16 protein-coding genes and 1 pseudogene are annotated in these 20,701 nt (G+C 62.9%); 6 read left to right on the plus strand and 11 right to left on the minus strand.

The genetic code is table 11. The features are described 5' to 3' along the window. The first annotated feature begins 214 nt into the window (after positions 1-214). Complete coding sequence (locus KO516_RS05805; RefSeq protein WP_216002850.1) at positions 215-1,849, plus strand: hypothetical protein; 1,635 nt, start codon at positions 215-217, stop codon at positions 1,847-1,849. Positions 1,850-2,109: 260 nt separating this feature from the next. Further along, positions 2,110-7,107 (plus strand): family 16 glycosylhydrolase, encoded by a 4,998-nt coding sequence (locus tag KO516_RS05810; RefSeq protein ID WP_216002851.1) that lies wholly within the window; start codon positions 2,110-2,112, stop codon positions 7,105-7,107. Between the two features lie 30 nt (positions 7,108-7,137). Here KO516_RS05810 and KO516_RS05815 read toward each other — a convergent pair whose 3' ends face one another. From KO516_RS05815 to KO516_RS05825, 3 genes are all read right to left on the minus strand, one after another. Continuing rightward, on the minus strand, positions 7,138-8,577 hold the full coding sequence (locus tag KO516_RS05815; RefSeq protein WP_216002852.1) for an FAD-dependent oxidoreductase: 1,440 nt from the start codon (positions 8,575-8,577) through the stop codon (positions 7,138-7,140). Then, positions 8,574-9,266 carry a hypothetical protein gene (locus KO516_RS05820; RefSeq protein ID WP_216002853.1) on the minus strand — a complete coding sequence of 231 codons (693 nt, stop codon included), beginning with the start codon at positions 9,264-9,266 and terminating at the stop codon, positions 8,574-8,576. Before KO516_RS05820 ends, KO516_RS05815 begins: the two co-directional genes overlap by 4 nt. Positions 9,267-9,663: 397 nt before the next feature. After that, positions 9,664-9,849 carry a hypothetical protein gene (locus KO516_RS05825; protein WP_216002854.1) on the minus strand — a complete coding sequence of 62 codons (186 nt, stop codon included), beginning with the start codon at positions 9,847-9,849 and terminating at the stop codon, positions 9,664-9,666. A gap of 1,240 nt (positions 9,850-11,089) precedes the next feature. Here KO516_RS05825 and KO516_RS05830 point away from each other — a divergent pair. The 3 genes from KO516_RS05830 (at position 11,090) to KO516_RS05840 (ending at position 13,646) form a co-directional block, all read left to right on the plus strand. Beyond that, positions 11,090-11,716 (plus strand): sugar transferase, encoded by a 627-nt coding sequence (locus KO516_RS05830; RefSeq protein ID WP_252737428.1) that lies wholly within the window; start codon positions 11,090-11,092, stop codon positions 11,714-11,716. Between the two features lie 144 nt (positions 11,717-11,860). Continuing rightward, positions 11,861-12,826, plus strand: coding sequence for a lysylphosphatidylglycerol synthase transmembrane domain-containing protein (locus KO516_RS05835; RefSeq protein ID WP_216002855.1), 966 nt, complete (start codon positions 11,861-11,863; stop codon positions 12,824-12,826). 49 nt (positions 12,827-12,875) lie between these two features. Then, entirely contained in the window at positions 12,876-13,646 is a 771-nt protein-coding gene (locus tag KO516_RS05840) for an acyltransferase (RefSeq protein WP_216002856.1), read from the plus strand. 62 nt (positions 13,647-13,708) lie between these two features. Here the strand turns inward: KO516_RS05840 and KO516_RS24705 are convergent, their stop codons facing one another. After that, positions 13,709-14,041: a transposase gene (locus tag KO516_RS24705; RefSeq protein ID WP_371742036.1), complete on the minus strand. Its 333-nt coding sequence runs from the start codon at positions 14,039-14,041 to the stop codon at positions 13,709-13,711. Between KO516_RS24705 and KO516_RS05850 the strand changes: the two genes are divergently transcribed. Next, complete coding sequence (locus KO516_RS05850; RefSeq protein ID WP_216002858.1) at positions 13,998-14,177, plus strand: hypothetical protein; 180 nt, start codon at positions 13,998-14,000, stop codon at positions 14,175-14,177. The genes KO516_RS24705 and KO516_RS05850 overlap by 44 nt on opposite strands. Positions 14,178-14,415: 238 nt before the next feature. Here KO516_RS05850 and KO516_RS24620 read toward each other — a convergent pair whose 3' ends face one another. The 7 genes and pseudogenes from KO516_RS24620 to KO516_RS05885 form a co-directional block, all read right to left on the minus strand. Next, entirely contained in the window at positions 14,416-14,949 is a 534-nt protein-coding gene (locus KO516_RS24620; RefSeq protein WP_305833093.1) for an ATP-binding protein, read from the minus strand. Beyond that, entirely contained in the window at positions 14,921-15,325 is a 405-nt protein-coding gene (locus tag KO516_RS05860; protein ID WP_216002859.1) for a helix-turn-helix domain-containing protein, read from the minus strand. The genes KO516_RS24620 and KO516_RS05860 overlap by 29 nt, the downstream gene beginning before the upstream one ends. Positions 15,326-15,546: 221 nt before the next feature. Next, positions 15,547-16,048, minus strand: a pseudogene (locus KO516_RS05865) (hypothetical protein); the annotation flags it as partial. Between the two features lie 90 nt (positions 16,049-16,138). Then, positions 16,139-16,993 (minus strand): PCC domain-containing protein, encoded by an 855-nt coding sequence (locus tag KO516_RS05870; RefSeq protein WP_216002860.1) that lies wholly within the window; start codon positions 16,991-16,993, stop codon positions 16,139-16,141. Next, complete coding sequence (locus tag KO516_RS05875) at positions 16,990-18,612, minus strand: acyl-CoA synthetase (protein WP_216002861.1); 1,623 nt, start codon at positions 18,610-18,612, stop codon at positions 16,990-16,992. The genes KO516_RS05870 and KO516_RS05875 overlap by 4 nt, the downstream gene beginning before the upstream one ends. Then, the gene (locus tag KO516_RS05880; RefSeq protein WP_216002862.1) at positions 18,609-19,781 is read right to left on the minus strand and encodes an acetyl-CoA acetyltransferase; all 1,173 of its coding nucleotides are present in this window, start codon (positions 19,779-19,781) and stop codon (positions 18,609-18,611) included. Before KO516_RS05880 ends, KO516_RS05875 begins: the two co-directional genes overlap by 4 nt. Positions 19,782-19,802: 21 nt before the next feature. Next, positions 19,803-20,642, minus strand: a complete 840-nt coding sequence (locus tag KO516_RS05885; RefSeq protein WP_216002863.1) for an IclR family transcriptional regulator — start codon at positions 20,640-20,642, stop codon at positions 19,803-19,805. Positions 20,643-20,701 lie beyond the last annotated feature (59 nt).

Consider the following 20,701-nt stretch of genomic DNA (forward strand, 5'->3'; position numbering starts at 1 on the left):
ATGCGCCGCGTCGAGATGGTTGGGGAACAACACGACACCACACAGGGCGCGATCGGCGCGAATATGGCGATGGTCTTTGTCAGACACTGACATTTACATGGCGTCAATTTCCGCACTGTATACGTCTGGTCTGCAATAGCGTTTGGGCTGGGTTGCGAGCGATCCGCGCGACGGCCTTGCCATGCGCCACATCGATGTTCCGGGAGCGAGCTTGATGCTTCGAACTGAACGGCATGTTACAATTCTGAGGGCCGAACACGAGGCCCTGCTCTTTACCGGCTTCGTTCTACTGGCCGCCGTGTTTGGCCGGCTTGGACACCTTCAGGCCGCACCGGGATATGACGAGCTTTATCATATTCTTGCGGCGCAGAGCTGGCTCGAGGATGGCAGTCTGCGGCTGTATCAGGGAAGCTATGAGCGCACGCCGCTTTATACCGCGCTGATCGGCTGGATGTTCTCGTTGGCCGGCGAGCCGAGTCTCGTCATGGCGCGTCTGCCCAGCGTGGTGTTCGGCGCGCTGACCGCTGCTGGCGCGGCGCTCTGGTCGCGGCGGGTCGGCGGTTCGGCGGTCGGCTGGATCGTCGCGCTGTTCTTGCTGTTCTGGCCCAGCGGCATCCAGCTGTCGCAGACCATTCGCTTTTACACCCTGCACGGCATGCTGTTCTTTATCGGGGCGATCGCGGTTTATCAGCTGTTCGAACCCGGCCAGAAGACAGTGGCCCGGCTGGGGCTGATCGGGCTGGCACTGGCGGCGCTGTGGTTTGCCAATCAGTTTCAGGACAGCACGCTGGTCGGCGTTCTGGCGCTGGCGATCTGGATCGCGGGGTTCGTCGCATTGCCGAGGATCCTGCAGCACAAGCAGCGGGTCGCCATTCTTGTCGTTCTGACAGGGCTGCTGCTGGCGGCGGTCACGGTGGCATTTTCAAGCGGGATGCTGGCGTCGATCTGGGAAAAATACACCATTTCGCCCTGGGGCAGGGATATCACCGCCTATCATCGGGTCTTCAGCCGGTTCTACCCGGCGATCTGGTCCTTGACGCCGTTTCTGGCCATTCTGGCCTTGCGATCCTTTCCACGCCCTGCGGGCTTTTGCGTGACGCTGGTGGTGGTCGGGCTGATCGTGCATTCCTTCGCCGGGGTGCAGAATCAGCGCTATGTCTATTACATCAGCCCCTTCATGTTCACGCTCTGGGCGATGGGCCTTCTGGTGCTTGTCCCGGCACTGGCGGACATGCTACGGCGGGCGCTGTCTGGCCTGCCCCGGCCGTTCTCGGATGGGCGGGCAATGCGGGGCATTCTGGTGTTGGCCGCGGGCTTTGCCGTGCTGACGCAGGATGCGCTGCCCTTGTCGGTGAAGCTGATGATGGGGCGGGTGGCGGTGCCGCTCACACGGGTCGCGGACTGGAGCGACGCCCGACCGACGGTGGAGGCGCTGGTCGAGGACGGCGCGCTGATCGTCGTCAACAACGAGCTGTCGGCGCTGTATTACCTTGGCGGTTTCGACGTGGTGTTCAGCAACAACTGGCTTCCCGAGATGAACGAGACCGAGTTCGCCAGAGACCCCCGCACCGGGCGGCCCCTGATCAGCGATCCGGAGTCGCTTCGGGCCTTGGTGCGCGCCTATCCCGACGGGGCGTTCGTTGTGTCTGGCGAATGGTGGAAACAGTGGACGAAGAACAACAGCATCGGCGCCCTGCTTCAGGCCTTCGATGTGCCCGGCGTATCGCTGACCACGCAAAGCGCCGGGCCGGTCTGGATCCTGCACTGGCGCAACACCGGCCACGGCGCGCCGGATGACGCAAGCCGTGCCGTGCGGGCGATTGTCGATCCGGGAAAGTGGACGCGCTGAGGTCATGGCGCGCGCAGTATGGTTAATGCCGGGTATTGCGCCGCCAACTTCGCCGGCACCTGTCAGAATCCGTACAAAATGGCTAAAATTTTGATAAAACAGGTCGAGATTCGCTCCGACCCATGTATTATACGTGGGATTTTCGTGATCCTGCTCCCGGTGTTCGGACGTTTATTTTCAGGGGTCGCGTGTCGCGCTGCTTAGCTGCGCGGCGAGAGTGTTGGTTATCAGGTATTCGGGTAAGGGGTGCAAAAGTCATTATGTCTGAACTCAGGACGTTTTCCGAGACATTCGATTCATACGATACGTCGCGATGGTACAGTTCCAACTTTGCTCTCGAGGCAAGCTGGAACCAGACCGCGTGGTCCGAAATCTATGTCACGACGCCAGTCGCAGGCGAGGTGGCGCTGACCTTTGACGGGACCGATCTGTCGGGCAAACCTTTCACCGGCGCTGAAATCCAGTCCATCGACAGCTTCAGCTACGGCACCTACGAGGTGCAGATGCAAGCGTCGGACGTGTCCGGCGTGGTGTCGGCGTTCTTCTTGTTCAACAGCGAGTATTTCGGCGCGGACGAGCATAACGAGATCGACATCGAATTTCTCGGCAACGACACCACCGTGATGAACATCAACTACTATCACGGCGACAGCAATCTGGGTGCCTCTGGCAGCGTTCAGGTGGCGCTGGGGTTCGACGCGGCAAGCGCAATGCACACCTACAGCATCGAATGGATGCCCGACGGCATCCGCTGGTACGCCGATGGCACGTTGCTTTACGAGATCGACAGCGCCACCGCTCCGATCGCGGTGCCCGACGAAGACATGCGGATCTATTCCAGCCTCTGGACCGGGGCCGAGCAACTTGAAGACTGGCATGGCCCCATCGACGAAGATGCGACGGCGCAGGTCAACCTGTCTTCGGTGAGCTATGTTCCCTATGCCGTCGAAAGCGCCGGGGCCGAGGTGTCTTTCGCCGGACAGACCGAAGCGCTTGTCGTCGACATGGCGGCGGGTACGTGGATGCGGGCGCTGCGGCTTCTGCCGATCGGGGATTCGCTGACCGAAGGCATGGTCAACGCCAACCTTCCGGTGCCCGAAGACCGCACGGTGCTGGATGGCTACCGGCTTGACCTGTTCGAACGGGTGATCGCTGGCGGCGGCTGGGTCGATTACGTCGGCGGGCTTCAGAACGGCCCCGACAGCTTGCTTGACCCGGATCACCACGGCGTCGCTGGCAAGTATCTTTCGGCGATCGTTGACGATTCCTCCGGGACGTCGGATTTCAGCTACGCGCTCGAGGAATACAACCCGGACATCGCGGTGTTCCTTGCGGGCACCAACGATTACCACAACAACGGCGAAGCCTACCTGCTGTCGGATTACCTGCCGCAGATCGTTGACGACACGCTTGCGGCGATTGAACAATTCTATGCCTTTGCCGGAAACGAGAACCGGTATTTCGTGGTCTCGACCCTGCCGCCCAAGGCGCGCGGCGGCGTCGACCCGGATTGGTACGAATTCATCAACGATGGCTATTCCATGGTGGATGGCGTCGCGGTCGTTGGGGATGCGGGCAATGGCACCTTTGTCGCGGGCATCCGGGACACGGTTGCCTCGCTTCAGAGCACCTATCCGACGCTGGTCCTGTTCGACAATCCGATCACCGATATCGGCGACCTGACCTACGATCTGATCCATTTCTCAGAATACGCCTACATGACCTATGCCGAGGCGCTGTACGATACGCTTCAGGCGGAAATCGGGCTGGACGGCAGCGGCTTCCCCGAACTGGTCAACGCCTTGCCCGCATCGAGCGATGTCACCGGCGGCGAGGCGGGCGACCGGCTTGGCGGCAATGCAGCGGCCAACACCCTGCGGGGCGGCGGTGGCGACGATTATCTGGAAGGGCGCGCCGGGGCGGACACGCTTGAAGGCGGCTCTGGCAAGGATGTCTATGCCTTCGGGCTCGATGCGTTGGACGGGTCGACCGACACCATCCTCGACTATTCCGCCGCCGATGGCGATGTGCTGGACCTTGGCGCGATCATCGACGCCTACGGCTGGAGCGATGCCGAGATCGCCGCGAATGTCGCGATCACCGATGGGGCTGCCGGAGCCGAGGTGTCGATCACCACACCCTCCGGAACCTTTGTGCTTGCGCTTGTGCAAGGCGTCGCGGCGGCCGATGTCTCGCTTTCGACGACGCAATTCACCCAAGTCTTCACCCGTGAAGAGGAACTGCTGGGCACTGACGGCGACAACCTGCTGTATGACGTCGATGAAGGCCGAGCGATTTATGGCTTTGCCGGGCGCGACGTATTGTATGGCCGCGGCGGCGACGACAGCATCTACGGCGGCACCGGGCTCGACAAGCTATACGGCGGCAGCGGGGCCGATACCTTTTACTATCGTGCCGAAGATCTCGATTCCTCACGCGATTCCATCTTCGATTTCTCGATTGCCGAGGGTGACAAGCTCGACCTGTCGGATTTCGGGGTGGCCTATGGCTGGACAGCCTCCGAACTGCTGGCCCAGTTGCAGCTGCAGGAGAATTCCGGGACCGATCTGCGCGTATCGCTCAACACGCCCGACGGGCTGCAGAAATTCCTGTATATCTACGGGGTGACCAAGGACGAGATGCTTAACTCGGGGGCGCTTATCCTTGAGGCCGGTCCTGCGCCCGACAGCGGCGATGACGATGGCAACATGGCGCTGAGCGTGCCGGACGATGTGATCGACGCCTCCGAAGCCTCGGCGGTTGTCGTCACGCTGACAGGGCTGGATGACGACGCAACGGCGGTCGTGACGCTGGTGGTTGGCGGCAGCGAGCTGACCCAGACGGCGCTGGCGGATGGCGATTATGTGTTCGCCCTGACGGGGCTGCCCGACGGGCCGGTCACCACCTCGGTCACCGCGACAGACGGCGGCGGCAACGCCAGCACCGTCAGCGGCCCGACCATGACGCTGGATGCCGCCTCCGACACCTCGGCGGACGAAGACGGCAATCTGGCAGTCGCAGCGCCCGACACCGAGATCAGCGAAAGCGAATTCGAGGCTGTGGTCTTCAACGTCACCGGGCTGGATGCCGATGCGACGGCGGTGGTCACCGTCAGCGATGGCGCCGGCGGGTCCGTCGACAACGCCGCCGCACCGCTTGGCACCAATGGCAGCGTGGTGCTCGACCTGTCGGCGCTGGCGGATGGCGCGCTGACGGTTACGGTCACCGCGACCGATGCCACCGGCAATGTCGCCAGCGTCGCGGGACCGGCCATGACGCTGGACAAGACGCTGGACGCCACCGCCGATGCCGACGGCAACCTTGCCATCACCGCCCCCGACACCAGCATCACGCTGGGCGAAGAGGGCGCGGTGGTGTTCTCGGTCTTCGGGATCGACGATGACGCCACTGCCATCGTGACCGTCAGCGACAGCCTTGGCGGATCGGTCAGTAACAGCGCCGCACCGCTCTCCGGCGACGGTGACGTGGTGTTCGACCTGTCGAGCCTGTCCGACGGCGCGCTCACTGTTTCGGTCACCGCGGCGGATGAGGCGGGCAACAGCGCCAGCGTCTCTGGCCCGACGGTCACGCTGTCGACCGCTGAAGCGCCGAGCGTCCCAGAGCCGACGATCACCGGCACCAGCGGCGATGACAACCTGAACGGCGGCGGCAGCGACGATGTCATCGCCGGTCTTGCGGGCAATGACAACATCAAGGGCCGGGACGGCAATGACTGGCTGCTCGGCGATGCCGGCAATGACACGATGAAGGCGGGGGCCGGTGACGACACCCTTGTCGGCGGGCTTGGCGCCGATGCGCTGACCGGCGAGGCAGGCGCCGATCTGTTCCTGATCACCGCTGCCGACCTTGACGGGTCGATCGACGACATCAAGGATTTCACTGGCGCCGAAGGCGACGTGATCGAACTGCGCGACATCATTCCCGACGGGCTGAGCGATGCCGAGCTTTCCGGTTATATCCAGGTCTGGAAGGCCGGCACCGTGGGCGAGTTGCAGGTCGACTCCAGCGGCACCGGCTCCTCTTGGGTCACGCTGGCCTATATTCGCAATGGCGGCGATTTCACCTTCGATGCGATGTATGCCGCCGGGGAGATCGTCCTCACCTCGTCCGGCCCCCCGCCGGACAGCGGCGATGATGACGGCAACATGGGTCTGAGCGCCCCCGACACCAACATCGACGCCAGCGAGAATTCGGCGGTGGTCGTCACACTCTCGGGGCTCGACAGCGACGCCACGGCGATTGTCACCCTCAGCGCCGACGGCACCGATCTGACACAAACCGCGCTGGCGAATGGCGATCTGGTGTTCGACCTGACCAGCCTGCCTGACGGGCCGGTCACCAGCTCGGTCACCGCGACCGACGGCAATGGCAACGCCAGCACCGTCAGCGGCCCGACCCTGACGCTGGACACCGCGCCCGACACCTCGGCGGATGAAGACGGCGATCTTGCCGTCAGCGCCCCCGACACGGCGATCACCTATGGCGAGGATGCGTCGGTGGAGTTCGTGGTCTCGGGGCTGGACAGCGATGCGACGGCGGTGGTGACCGTCAGCGACGAGGCGGGCGGATCGGTCGACAACGCCGCCGCGCCGCTGGGCGCGAACGGCAGCCTGTCGCTGGATCTGTCGAGCCTCGCCGATGGCACGCTCACGGTTCAGGTGACGGCCACCGACGGCAGCGGCAATGTCGCAAGCGTCTCCGGCCCGGCTGTTGCGATGGACACCACCGAACCGTCGGTGCCACCCGGCGCGCTGGTCGGCACCGATGCCGATGACGATCTGCGAGACGGCAATGACGGAACGTTGATCATGTCGCTTGGCGGCAATGACCGGATCATCGCCAACGGTGGCGACGACACGCTGCTTGGTGGCGACGGCGATGATTTCCTGCGCGGCGACAATGGCGACGATGTGCTTGATGGCGGCGCGGGAAGTGACACGCTGCGCGGACAATCGGGCGCGGATGTGTTCGTGTTCTCGATGGACGCGCTCGATGGCAGTACCGATCGCATCGACAACTACAGCGGCGGCTCGGGCGAAGGCGATACCATCGACCTGAGCGCCATCGTCTCGGGCTATGGCTGGAGCGAGGCAGAGGCGAGCAGCCATGTGGTGCTGACGCAATACGGATCGGGGGTCTATCTTGATCTGGTCTCGACGGAGGTGACCCAGACCCTTGCAGACATCCGCAGCATCACGCTTTCCGACATCTCGATGGATGATTTCGTGCTGGTGTAAGGCGCAACAGGCTTGGCCCCCGCAGGGGGGCTAAGCCGGCAAATTCGCCATGGCCGCCGCTGCGGCAAGTTTCTCTGATACACTGGGCGCATTCAGCAGGCCGGTTTCGGCCCAGAGCGTGCGCCGCACCGTCACATCGCTGAGCGAGGTGGCCATTTCCTGATCTGCGGCGCGGCGCAACCGTTGCGCCAGAGTCCCTGCATCGCTGCTGCGCGGATCAGGATCGACGCTGTCATCCACCGGTAGCGGCGTGTCGAAGCTGGTCGAGGGCAGGGCGCCTGTGCCAAGTTGCAGCAGCGCCGCGTCCACCGCCCGTTCGGCAATCAGCCGCGCGGTGGTGTATTTCACCCCCGCCACGCTGATCAGCCCGCCCAGCCCTTGGGCCGAATGATCCAGCAGGCTGCCACGGGTGTGACGTTTCCCCCCGCCGCGGCTGTCATCGATATTCGCCGGGATCACCCCTTGATGGACCCAAAGCACATCCTTGCGGCCAAGCCCAAGCTGCGGACAGGCGAGCGCCAGTTCGTTCAGAAAATCATCGACGTCGCTGTCGGCTGAGTGGTCGAGGCTGCTCTCATGCGTGCCGATGATGGTGCGGCCCTGCCACGGCGTAAGGAAATACATCCGCCCGCCGCGATCCACCACTGCATCGGATTGCGACCGGCTGACCACCGCGAAACCGCGCCTTCCGACCTCTCGGTCGACCACCAGATTCGTCGCCCTGAGAAAGCCCGGAAACACCGCCGGATCGCGCAGATGCGGCCTGGCAAGCGCGGCGGCAGCTTGCCCGGCACAGGACAGCGTGACGCGGGCGCGCAGCTGACCTTCGGCCCCGGTCAAGCGATCGCGTAGCCGCGCGCCCGTCACCCGGCCATTTTCAGAGATCAACGCGCTGGCGTCCATGTAGTTTGCCGCCAGCGCCCCGGCCTCGATGGCCGCGCGCAAGCAGGCCATATGCAGCCGGTTCACGTCACACAGTTGTCCGTCCCGCCAGACACCGCCGCCGCTGAGCCCTTCGGGAGCAAAGCCGCCAAGACGCTGCCGCGCGGCTTTTGCGCCGACAGCACGCGCACCGTTGTAATGAGGGCCGCGCAATCCGCGAGATGCCAGCGTGTAGATCGCCGCTGCGGCACCAAAGGCTTCTGGCCCGCGAATACCGTGCCCGAACAAGGGGATGGTGAACTCCAGCGGCGTGCAAATCGGCGCCGCTGCCCGCTGCCAGAAGGCGCGTTCGCGCGCCGAGGCCCGCAGCCGCGCAAAGTCGAGATGCTGCACGTAGCGAATGCCGCCATGCATGAGTTTCAGCGAATTATGCGAAGTCGCCCCGCCGAAATCGTCGCGCTCGACAAGGGCGGTGCGCAGGCCGCGCAGCGCCGCATCCCGGGCCGCCATCAGGCCGTAAATGCCCCCCCCGATCACCAGAACATCGAAGGGCTCGTCGCGAAAGGCGTCAAGCGTGGCGCGCCTCACGAAACGGTCCCCGCCGGGCTGGGCTGCGCTTTGCGGCGCCGCAATCCGATCTGTTCCGCAATCACTGCCCTGAAGCCTCGGCGCGCTCCGATGCGCCGGGGCTGTCCGCGCAGGGTGAAAAGATGCTCGCCCAGGGCATGCGCCGGGCGCGCCTCGTCAAGCGGAGCGTCGATCAGACAGCCAAAGGCTCCGAGTCCCGCCTCCGCGCCGGGCAAGGGCAGGGGATCAGAGCCGGGTAGGATCGGCACCCCGTCCCGGAGCGCCTTGGCAAAAATCGCCGGTCTGGGCCAGATCCACGGACGCCCGGCGTTGTCGCCCAGCATCAGGCCCGGTGCATCGGCCCTGATCAGCTCGGCGACCAGCGCGCCGCGCTTGCCAAGCCATTTCCCAACGCCCCATGGCAGAACCGCAGGGATCTGTCTGTCTTGCAGATCGGCAAGGACGGTGCGAATCGACAGGCCGTCTTCAAAGTGCCCTGCGCTGGCCAAGGCAAGCACCTCGACCCCCTCGCAAGTCTGGATCTGCCGACCCGCGATCAGCACCAGCCCCGCGCCACCTGCTGCGCAACGGGCCCGTAGCGCGGCAGGATCGTCTTCGATCCGGTCAATGGTCCAGCCGCTAGGCGCGAGGCGGCCCGTGGCCAGCGCATCGAAAGCGTTGTCGCGCGCCGTTTCGGTCAGCATCATCACCAATGGAGCGGACCCATGCCCAGCACGTTGCGCTGCTGTGAGCAGGTTGTCGCGCCCTGCCGTCAAGGCACGGCCAGGGTCTGCAGATTGATAGAGGTGAACATGTGTATCGACTGCGATCTGTCGGGAATCGTCGGGCCGCATGGCGCCCGGATGGGCAATGACAGTGTCCAAAATCCGCCTCCTGCAATATGATCAGTCAATAGAGTCAGGCTTGCACAGGTCCGGTTCTGGAAAAAGCGCAAACAGGCTGGCCCGTCCGCTGAAGCACGCGCAGTTTCGCATCGCGACGGCAGGGTCCGTCGTCAGCCCGCAGTCATAGTCTATTGCCGCCAGTCTGATCGGCATCAGTCGATGCGTCGTCGATGGCAGGGCCGCGCCTGAGCGCTGAGGGGATTCAGTCGTCCGTGTCGCGAGGATGGCAGGGCAGGATCGTGTTGCACAGCAGCAAAGCAAGCGCGATCAGCACGGGCGCTGTCAGGAAAAAGGCGCTTGTCGCCACCCACCAACCTGCTCCAAGCTGAAGCAAAGACACACTTAATACGAGTGCCATGATCGGCGAGCTGATAAATAAATGTCTCATTCTTTCGTCCCCGTCACACTCAACACCGCGGGCAGCTGTGGAAAATCCACCTTGAGACTCGTATCCGCAATGTGTCCTTCCTATGGACGCGCTGCGTTCAAAACAAGATGAGTGGCCGGTCCGTGGTGCCAAACCGCGTTGAAACGTCGCGTCCGAATCACATTTTCCGCGCTCACCGCTGAATAATCCGACAGGAACATCCGGCGGCTCAAACAATGATTGCGATGTGCCACCTTGGGAGGTAGCGCATCTTGCGTTGTCGGATGAGCGCCGAACCATGATTTCCCTCACAACATAAACGACCGACTCTGGATCGCACCCAAGAGCCCCACCGTGGATTTGGAACTTATACACAATTGTAGTTAACCCGTCGTTAACGCCGTCGTGAGGGGCGAAAACCCGCCGAAGAACGCCGTTTCCCGTCCTCGCAGAGGGCTTGAACGCAATCATCTGGTTTGTGTTTGCGATCTCGACATGGCCGGTTCATCGCGCCGGCGATCACTCAGTGATCGAGCATTCAGGCACATCGCCCAAGCCCGATTTCCCGGCCCCGGTGACAGGACGAATCGTCCGCGCAAGAAACTGTCGACCCACGCTCGGCGGTGTGCGGGCGACTTCGTCGGAAACGACGGGTCTGTGCTGGAAATCTGAGCGGATCGATTTCTGGTTCGCGTTTCCCTGATGGTGGGTGATCCCATGCGCCGGGGCCAACAGATTTCGAAGTCGATATGTATTGGACCCGGCGCAGTTTGCACGGTCATGCCGATGAGACTGCAGTGCCGCAAACGCCCGGCGCTGATGGGTTTTCCGAAAAATTCAATCCGTATAGAGTTGTAGGCTCTGCGTCATGCCACCTGGGGCCGCCGTGCGTGGCTCAACCCAGCCCACACGGCATGGGAGATTGGCCGCATTTATGGCTCTCCTGTAAGGGGCTGCGCCCGGCGCGGACCGCGCAGATCGGGGCAGGTCGGGGTTGAGTTTCCAAAATTTATAGCATAGATTTTTGCTATTATTTGTTGTGTCTTCTAAGTGTTGGCGACGCGCTTTTGTTGATTTGTGCGCGCCGTTTGTTGTGAGTGGGTAGTGTGTAATGTCGGAGCAAAGATTTGAAAGCCCTATATCTGAAAGGACGATTGCGGACTGTGGCGCGGAACCTGCGGTCGATGTCCTGCCATTTTTCTCAATTGCGCCTCGAGCGGTAGTTCGCTCGAATGTCCATCGCCGGGGTTGGCCCGGCACCATGCGTCGGGCCGTCGGGGGAACGCCGAAACGCATTTTCGACATCGGTTTTGCGGCACTAGCGATTTTGTCGCTGCTTGTGCCGATGCTTCTGATCGCATTTCTGATCAAGGTTGGATCGAAAGGGCCGGTGTTCTTTGTTCACCAGCGCATCGGTCTGAATGGCAGATCTTTTCCCTGCCTGAAATTCCGCACCATGGTCGTCGATGCCGACCTTCGGCTCGCCGAGTTGCTGGCAACCGACGCCAACGCGGCGAAGGAATACCACGAGACCCGGAAATTGCGGAAGGATCCGCGCATCATCCCGATCGTGGGAAGCATCCTTCGGAAACTCAGCCTCGATGAGCTTCCGCAGTTCTTCAACGTGTTGATGGGGCACATGAGCGTCGTCGGGCCGCGCCCGGTCACATCCGAGGAGATTTCCAGACATTATGGCTGGTCTCATCCTTATATCGATGCGCGCCCCGGCATCACCGGCCTTTGGCAGATCTCTGGTCGCAATGATCTTGGCTATGACGAGCGGATGGGGCTGGATGCGCATTACGTCAAGAACCTGAGCTTTGGCATGGATCTTGCGATCATCATCAGGACCGCCGCCGTGGTGTGTCTGCACCGGAACGGGCACTAGCCCCAAAGCCCGCAGTATCGCCCTGCGGGCTACGTGAAACCTTGGGCCATGACGTCGCAAATTGCGCGCCGTCATGGTCGTCGGAGCATCATGGTGTCGGCAATATGCGCCGGATCATGGTCGAACGCAGAAAAGGTGCGCCGAATGAGCAGGTCCAATCTGGTTTTCGCGATCAAGTTGATCCTTGGCATCGGTCTGGTCTATCTTCTGCTGTCGCAGAAGGATGTCTGGCAAGGCGCAACTTCGCTGCTGTCAGGACTGTCGCTGCCCGGCGTCGTGGTGGTGATGTTAATCCCGATTCCACTGGTCTGGGCCAGCTGTCTCAAGTGGCGCCTGCTTCTGCGCTACCGAGACTGTATCGTCGGGCTGCCCAGCCTGATGCGCTATTATACCATTGGCTATTTCTTCAACAATTTCCTGCCAAGCAGTGTTGGCGGCGATCTGGCGCGGTCTTATCTCGTGGGGCGGCGGATCGGATCGCAGGCAGAATCCTTTGCTGCGGTTTTTCTCGAAAGACTGACCGGCTTGCTGACCCTCGTGGCGCTGGCGGTTATCGGATTTGCGGCCACCCCGTCCTTGCATGACGATCTGCTGGTGGCCGGGTCTATCGCGATCATGGCCGGTGGCTGCCTGTTCCTGTTGGCGATGATCTGGTTGCCCGACAGGCTGACCGAAGCGCTGAAGGAAAAGGCCTGCAAACACCGGCGCACCGCCCGTCTTGTCGAGCGCATCGAAGAGATGCGCACCGCCTTGGCCAGCTTCTGGAGCGCGCCCGGGATCGTGTTGCAAAGCTTTGCCTATTCGATGCTGTATCACCTGCTGACCGTGGCAAATATCTTCATCACGGCGCGGGTTCTCGGGATTGATCTGGATCTCGTTTCGCTTTGGGCGGTGGCGCCGATCATTCTGGTCATCGCGGCCCTGCCGACCACGCCGGGGGGCATCGGCGTCTGGGAATGGGCATTTTCGGTGCTGCTGTTGCCGATCGGAACCGAGCTCGAGCATGGCCTTGCGGTGGCCTTGTTGCTGCGGGCCCAGTTGCTGGTGACCTCGCTGCTGGGGGCGGTGTTCTATGTATTCGACGGGCGTGGCCGGCTGCGCGAGGTTTGACAGCCGATCAATTCCAACTTTCAATAGACTGAGGACAGGGGGGCCAACGATGGGTGAGATTTCCTACAAGGTTCAGGACGAAGTTGCCGGTCGCAAGACCACCTCGATGCAGAAATATCAGGACATGGTCGTCGGATCCCGCGATCTCTGGGCCCTTGTGAAATACGAGCTGATCGTCTTGTTCGTCAGCGCCATCCCCGGCGCGCTTGGCCTGTTCCTTCGGGGAAAGCTGTATCCGGTGCTGCTTGGTGCCTGCGGCAGTGGCGTGGTCTTCGGGCGCAACATCACCCTGCGTCATCCGCACAAGATCAAGCTTGGCGATCGCGTCATCATCGATGACAACGTGATGCTTGACGCCAAAGGCGCGTCGAACAGCGGAATTTCCATTGCCAGCGATTGCTTCGTCGGGCGCAATTCGATCCTCAGCTGCAAGGATGGCGACATCGAGATCGGTGAGCGCGCCAACATCGGTTTCAATGCCGAAATCTTCTCGTGCAGCAAGGTTCGCATCGGCGCCGACAATCTGATCAGCGCCTACACATATGTCGTCGGGGGCGGGAATTACGATCTCGACCAGTTCGAAAAGACCATCAACCGTTCGCTGCGCGAGGATCGCGCGCGCGGCGTCAGGCTCGAAGACAATATCTGGATCGGCACGCATTCCGTGCTGATGGATGGCGTCACCATCGGCAGCGGAACTGCGGTTGCGGCGGGATCGGTGGTCACCGGGCCGATGCCCGAAGGCGTGATCGCCGGAGGCACGCCGGCCCGCGTCCTGCGGAAACGGATGTCTGGCGCCGAACCTAAAAAATCGGCCTGAACCATCCTGTCCAAGTCGAACCGCCCAGCGTTTTCAATGCCGAGAACTTCTGCCCCGACCGATCAAGGTTGTCGCCACCTCGAACGGTGGGCTCCGCGTGGTTCCATCGCCGCATCTCGAGATGCGGGCGGAGCAATCCACCGCTCCAGACTTCGTGGCGTGAGGTCCAGAAAGGCCCCAACGTTCTCGGTTCGCCGAAACCGCGAAAGGTCATCGACCAGCGCGAGAAAATTCAGAGCCACGACGGGACCGACGCCAGCAACGGTCATCAATCGACGGGCGACAGGATGCGTCCCTGCTTTCTCCTTCACGGCACGATCAAGATCTGCAGCCGCTTGGACACAGCGTGGAATGGGCGGCAATGAACCCATCCGCGATGCTGCGCAGCACTGCATCGCGCTCCCCTGCAACAGCGATTTGGTTTCAAAAGACCTGCCGGTGTCCGCCTTTCCCGATACCCGTCAAACGGATGCCGAAGGTCTTGAGAATCCCCCGGATATGGCCCTCGAGATCTTTGTGCAGGTTGATTAAATGCGCCCGCGCACTGACAAGGCAGCTGATCCGAGTCCTCGCTCTGAACGCGGACAAGGGGGGAACCAGCCTATGCGCGCCAATTGCGCAAACTCTTCCGCGTCAGTAGCATCGGATTTGTTGGGGCGAGCCGGCAGGCTCATGTGCGTCTTGCGAGCATCGATGCGATTGGCAGAACGTCCCAGCCGATCCAGACGGCGCTGGAGCCAGATCGATAGTTGGCACCTTTCATGCACGATCACCTCTGGCGACAGCGACCTCGTGCGAAACCAGCCCGCCCCGCCCTCTGGGTTGGCTGGCGAAACGCCACCTGCCACAGTTGTCCCCGTTCCATCAATGACGCAGATATCTCCTGTAGCGAGAGGTCCAATCCGGCATAGTCGCTCATGGTCCTTCTCCTCACGGATTTTCTCGTGAAGCCAATCTGCCAGACCTCGTTTGCCATCGAGAGCGAGCGCCGCAAGGCCGATGGCAACGGCAAGATGCGTCTTGCCCACGGCGGAGGCCCCAGGAGCAGCACGGCCTCGCCATTGGCAATGAAACGTCCGGTAGCGAGGTTCCGGATCTGGCCGAGGTCGATGGAGGGCTGCGCGGCAGAATCGTACCCGGTAAGGTCGCGGTGGAACGGGAAACGGGCAAGGCCGAAGCTCATCTCGATCCGCCGTTGATCCTCGCGAGCGATCTCGCGTTCACACAGCATGATCAGCGCCTCGCGGATCGTCAGCTTCCGCCGCCCGGCTTCATCAAGGAGACTGTCGCGCTGATCCCGCATGGTGAAACGTTCTGCGCTGCTTGCACGACAGCCAGATGCCGGCCTCCTGCATCCATTTGCACAAACTCTTTCGCGACGCCCTCAGGCTGTGGTTTTCCGCCAGCTTCTCGGCTGCGAACCTGCGCCCAAAGACGGCGTAGCGCTCACGGATCAGCGTCAGCGCAAACTCAGGTACCGCGGGATCGATCCGGTTGTTGGACGTCCGTCTGCGGGCCTTGTGCGGGATCGCCGCCGGACCATCGGCCTGAAACGTCTTCACAAGCCGGAGAATCTGCCGTGGGCTCAGGCGCATGACCGAAGCTGTCGCCACCGCAGACATCCGGCCACGTGCCACATCACTTGGGATTTCGATCCGGTTCAGCTCGCGCTCGCTCATAACCACCATTCCCACGGCCGCACCCCAATCCTGCCCATTCAGGACAGTACGACACTTCAGCTTTGCTCATGTGGGACATTCTAGCTTGGCGCTGACGAATAAAGATCTATTAATCTGTCTTATGTAATATATGTCACAAGACAGTGCAACGCCCACAAGCCGTCCGCCGGCGATGTCGAAGACGGATGGCCTGCGTCTGTACTCTGTAGCACCGGCGGCATGAGGCTCCGGATACCCCTTTCGGCGGACAAGGGAGAATCCACTTCGACACCCAGACCTTCGCGGTTGAAGTCGTCCGGAACGTGCAAGAGCCGGAATGCGCGACCGTCCCCAAGACGATCGGCCATGCCACCCCTTCTCAGCGATGCTTTGCATCGCCTGCCCGGGGCAATGATCGACCAGGCCATGTTCGGTGCCTCTGGCATCGCCAGCGCATCGGGTTTGTCGCGTTTTAACCGTTTTCGGGGTTTGTTTGTCACCCGGCAGGGTATCCCGCAGGGATGTCCCGAGAGGGGCGCAAGTTCCGCTCAAGTTCACAGTCGATCCGGTAAACCCTTTTGTGATTCCAAATATGGACTTTGACATTGCGCACATGCAGGAAGCACAGCCCAAAGCCCAAGTCTTCCGGGCCTCGGGTAACCCAACAAGCAGATCGGCTATCTGCTCCTTCTCGTCGCTCAGCAGGGGGCTGTAGCGATAACAAGCCGCGCTGACCCCAAAGGCTTACCGCTAGGCCGATGCCCAGAGCGCCGGGTGTGATCCCGAAAGGGGCTGTAGGCGCTCATGCGGAAGACCGCCTGCTTGCGGTTCCGGTCAGCTTTCGCCCAGCAGCACAATTTCAGCGGTGACCGAGACGCAACCCTGCCCTGTGACCAGCGTGCCGCCAAAGACATCCCCGGCGCTGTCGACAACCGTCACGGCGATCTCGGCATGGTCTGGCCCGGCAGCCCCGCGCTGCACGAGAAATTCGCTGATATGGTCGCGCATGATACCGCCATCGGCGAAGCCCGCACCATTGAGGCTGCCCAGCCCGATCACCCGCGCGCTTTGCCAACCCAGCCGGGCGCAGAGCGTCATGCATGCGGTGGGGATGTCTTCGTTCGGGCGCAGGGTCAGGCAGACCGCCTGCGGCGCGTCCATGTCCTGTCCGCGGGCGGTGAACAGCTCGAAATTGGTCTCGAGGTCGGGCAGGCGATCAAACGCGGCGCTGGCAAAGGCAAAGCCACTCAGCACCTGCCCGGCCTCTGGCAGGGTGTCCATACCCAGCAAATGTCCAAGCGCCTTGTGGCCATTCGCGAGCTCCCAGATGCCGTGGCAATGGATCATGCCGCGCCCCCGATGCACCCCGACCGAGGCATAGCCCTGCGGGATCCGTGCCGCACCGCTAGGACGCTGCGGCGCGGAATACCATGCCAGCCGGTCGGCTCGTTCGGACGGTGCGGGCACCACGTAATCCAGCGTCTCGCAGCGCAGCTCCGCCAGTTCGACAAAGCCCGAGCGCCCGGCGAAGGCGGCACAGATCGCCGCCTCGACCGGCTGCGTGCCGTCGAGCGGAATGCGCACCGGTACCAGCCGCGTTGCCACGGCGCTGACGCGCGGTTGGATGTCCGGGCCAGGATGGCGCAGCGGCGGGTTGATCGCCGCAACCTTGCGAGCCAGCGCTGTCATGAGGCCGCCCCGAGCACCAGCCCGCGTTCCACCAGCGTTTCGAGGATCAGCTTCTTGGTGATCTTGCCGTAGCTGGTCTTGGGCATTTCGTCGAAAAAGAACACCTGCCGGGGGAGTTTGTAGCCGCTGACCTTGCCTTTGAGATGCCCAACCACATCGGCTTCGCCAACGCTCGCGCCGCTGCGCGCCACGCAGACCGCCACGCCAACCTCGCCCCATTTTGGATCGGGGATGCCCAGCACCGCCACCTCGCTCAGCGCCGGATGGGTCAGAAGCTTTTCCTCGATCTCGCGCGGATAGACGTTCGAGCCGCCAGAGATGTACATGTCAGAGCTGCGCCCGGTGATGTACAGATAGCCCTCGTCGTCGAGATGGCCCAGATCGCCGGTGCGAAAGAAACCATCGCGAAAGCTTTTGGCGTTGGCTTCGGGGTTGTTGTAATAGCCGGCAAAAACCGCCGGGCCGCAGACGCAGATCTCTCCGGTTTCGAACGGGGCCATCTCTTGCCCGGCGTCGTTCTGGATCGACACCTGCATGCCCGTGCGCTCATAGCCGCAGCTGCCAAGGCGCATCACCACATCATCAAGGTGATGATCGCAAGGCGGCAGCACGGTGATGTTGCCCGTCACCTCGCCAAGGCCGAAATACTGCGTCAGCACCGGCCCCAACCTTTCCAGCGCATATTTCTGATCGGCACGGTACATCGGCGCACCGGCATAGATGACTTGGCGCAGGCTGCTGCGGTCATAGCAATCGACCGCCGGATCCTCGACCAGCATCTTGACGATGGTGGGCACGGTGAAAATATCGGTGACGCGGTGCTCGGCCACCAGCCGCCAAGCCTCGGCAACGTCAAAGCGCCCCGGCGGCATCAGCAGCGTCGCGCCCCCGGCAGCCGCCTTGACCAGCTGGTGGATGCCCGCGCCATGCGACAGAGGCGCCACCACCAGCGAGACATCTGTTGACCCAGAGCCGGGCATCAGATCGTTGAGATGGCTCAGGATCACATAAGACATCTGGCCATGGGTCAGCACCGCGGCCTTGGGCCTCCCGGTGGTGCCCGAGGTAAAGAAGAACCAGCAGGGATCGTCACGATCGACCGGCGCGTTGGGCATGGGCGTCCCGTGATAGGACTCGATCAGCGTGTCGATGTCATCATCCCCGCTGCCACCGATGCTGGCGTGATGGACAACGCTCGCGCAGGCCGCAACGTGATCAGGAAACTCCGCCCCCGCAATCATCAGCGATGCGCCAGAGCTTTGCGCCAGATATGCCACCTCGTCCGGGCTTTGCCGGAAGTTGGTCGGCACCCAGACCGCACCAAGGCGAAAACAGGCGAACATCGTTTCGAACATCTGGTGGCAGTTCTGCGATTGTACCAGCACGCGGCTGCCCTTGGAGATGCCGTAGCGATCCTGCATCGCGGCGGCCAGCGCCGAGACACGGGCGTCGGTTTCGGCCCAGCTCCAGCGGCGATCCTGCCAGATCAGCGCCGGGCGGTCCGGCAGGCGGCGTGCGTTGCGGGTCAGGAAATGTGCAAGGTTGGCAACCCGCGTGGTCTGCGGCGCAAGGCCGCCGACCGGGTCCGCCTTGCGCGGCGAGACCGGCATGTCGTTCATTTCACCCGCTCCAGGATCGAGCAGTAGTTGGCCACCGCCGCGCCGCCCATGTTGAACACGCCCGCCATCTGCGCACCGTGTTTCTGCATGCCCTCGGGGGCCTCGCCTGCCAACTGCATCGCCGCCATGACATGCATCGACACGCCGGTCGCACCAATGGGGTGGCCCTTGGATTTCAGCCCGCCCGACAGGTTCACCGGCAGCTTGCCATCCTTGGCGGTGATGCCATCGCGAATGACGTTGGCCCCCTTGCCCGGGGCGGCAAGGCCCATCGACTCGTATTCGATCAACTCGGCCACGGTGAAACAATCATGGGTTTCCACAAGGTCAAGATCATCCAGCGTCAGCCCCGCCGTCTCAAGCGATCCGGCCCAGGCCCGGCGCGCACCGTCAAATGCCGAGGGCTCGCGCCGCGACAGCGCAAGGATGTCGTTGGTATGGGTGCGGGCGCGAAAGCCGATGGCGCGCGCCAGATCGGCGGCCACATCCGGGTGCACCACCACCATTGCCGCAGCACCGTCCGAGATCAGCGAACAATCGGTGCGCCGCAGCGGCTGCGCCACATAGGGGTTGCGATCGCTGATGGTGTTGCACTGCTCGACACTGAACGCCTTTTGCATATGCGCATAGGGGTTGGACACGCCGTTGGCGTGGTTCTTGGCGGCGATCATCGCCAGCGCTTCGGACTGATCGCCATATTTCTGGAAATAGCCCTGCGCGATGCGCCCGAACAGGCCCGCAAAGCCGCCCGCTACGTCTGCCTCTTCCTTGCGATAGGATGCACCCAGAAGAATATCGCCGACCTCGGCGGTGGGCAGCGCGGTCATCTTTTCGACCCCAACCACCAGTGCCACCTTGCCGCGCCCCGCCTCGATGAAATCAAGTGCGGCATACAGCGCCGCCGACCCGGTCGCGCAGGCATTTTCCAGCCGCACGGCGGGCTTGGTCGCAAGTTCCTCGGCCACCATGCCGGGCAGCGCGCCGATGAAATCCTGCTTGGAAAAGCCGTTGTTCATGCAGCCGACAAAGATACCGTCGACCTCGGCGGCGGTGATCCCTGCGTGATCGAGTGCGGGCACGACGACTTCTGCCATCAGAGCCTCAGTGTCAGGAGAGTCGGATTTGCCGAACCGGGTGTGCGCCCAGCCGGCGATCTGTGCGATGGTCATGTCATAGTCTCCCTGAGAAGGTCAGTTGGCGGCCCGCGCACGGGGCCGGTTGCGTGCGTATTGACGGGCAAGACGGGCTTCGACGTCTTGCGCCGCGCTCTGGATCATGGCGGCAAGGTGCAGCTGGCGGTCGGAGTCCATGCGGCTGTCGATGGCGGCGACGCTGAGCGCCCCCGCAACCCGCCCGTCGGGGTGGCGCAATGCGCAGCCGATGGCCCAGCTGTTGGTCAGCACCATGCCCGGATTGAGCGACCAGCCCCGGCTGCGCGTTTGTGCGATGGCGGCGCGCAGGCCCGGCTCGCTGACCCGCGGATAATCTTCGCGCAGCAGACGGGCGTTCTGCGACAGGATCTCATCGACCTCGTCATCCTCGAGCGCAGCGAGCATCGAAAGCGATCCCGCACCAACCCCGAGCGGGTGGCGAAACCCGACCTGAAGCGCCTGCACCCGGATCGGAAACGCGCCCTCTTCCTTGTGCACGCAAAGCGAAAACGCATCGCGCCGCACCGACAGAAAGGCGGTGTCTCCGCTGTCCTTCGCCAGCCGCCCGACCGCCTCATGCGCCACGTCGAGCACGCCGAAGCGTTGCGCCGCAAGCGTGCCCAGCACATAGGCTTCCTCGCCCAGCAGGTAACATTTGGTGCGAGGGTCCTGTTCGACCATGCCCGAGTGCATCAGCGACAGCAGCAGGCGGCGCGCCGTCGGGCGGCTCAGCCCGGTTTCCTCGACAACCTGCCCCAGCGAGACGCCCTGCACCGGGTCGCGGCCAACCAGCGGCAACAGGCGGAGCGCACGGGTCACGCTTTGCGCCCCGGCGATCTGCCCGGCGCCCTCGGGAAGCCGCGTGCGTGGCTGCCTCATGATTGCGACCTCTCCCTGTCGTAGCTTGCTCTCGAACCCGTGACTACCGGGTCCGCCTC

The organism is Citreicella sp. C3M06, from assembly GCF_018860705.1.
In the GTDB taxonomy this organism is placed as follows: Bacteria; Pseudomonadota; Alphaproteobacteria; order Rhodobacterales; family Rhodobacteraceae; genus Salipiger.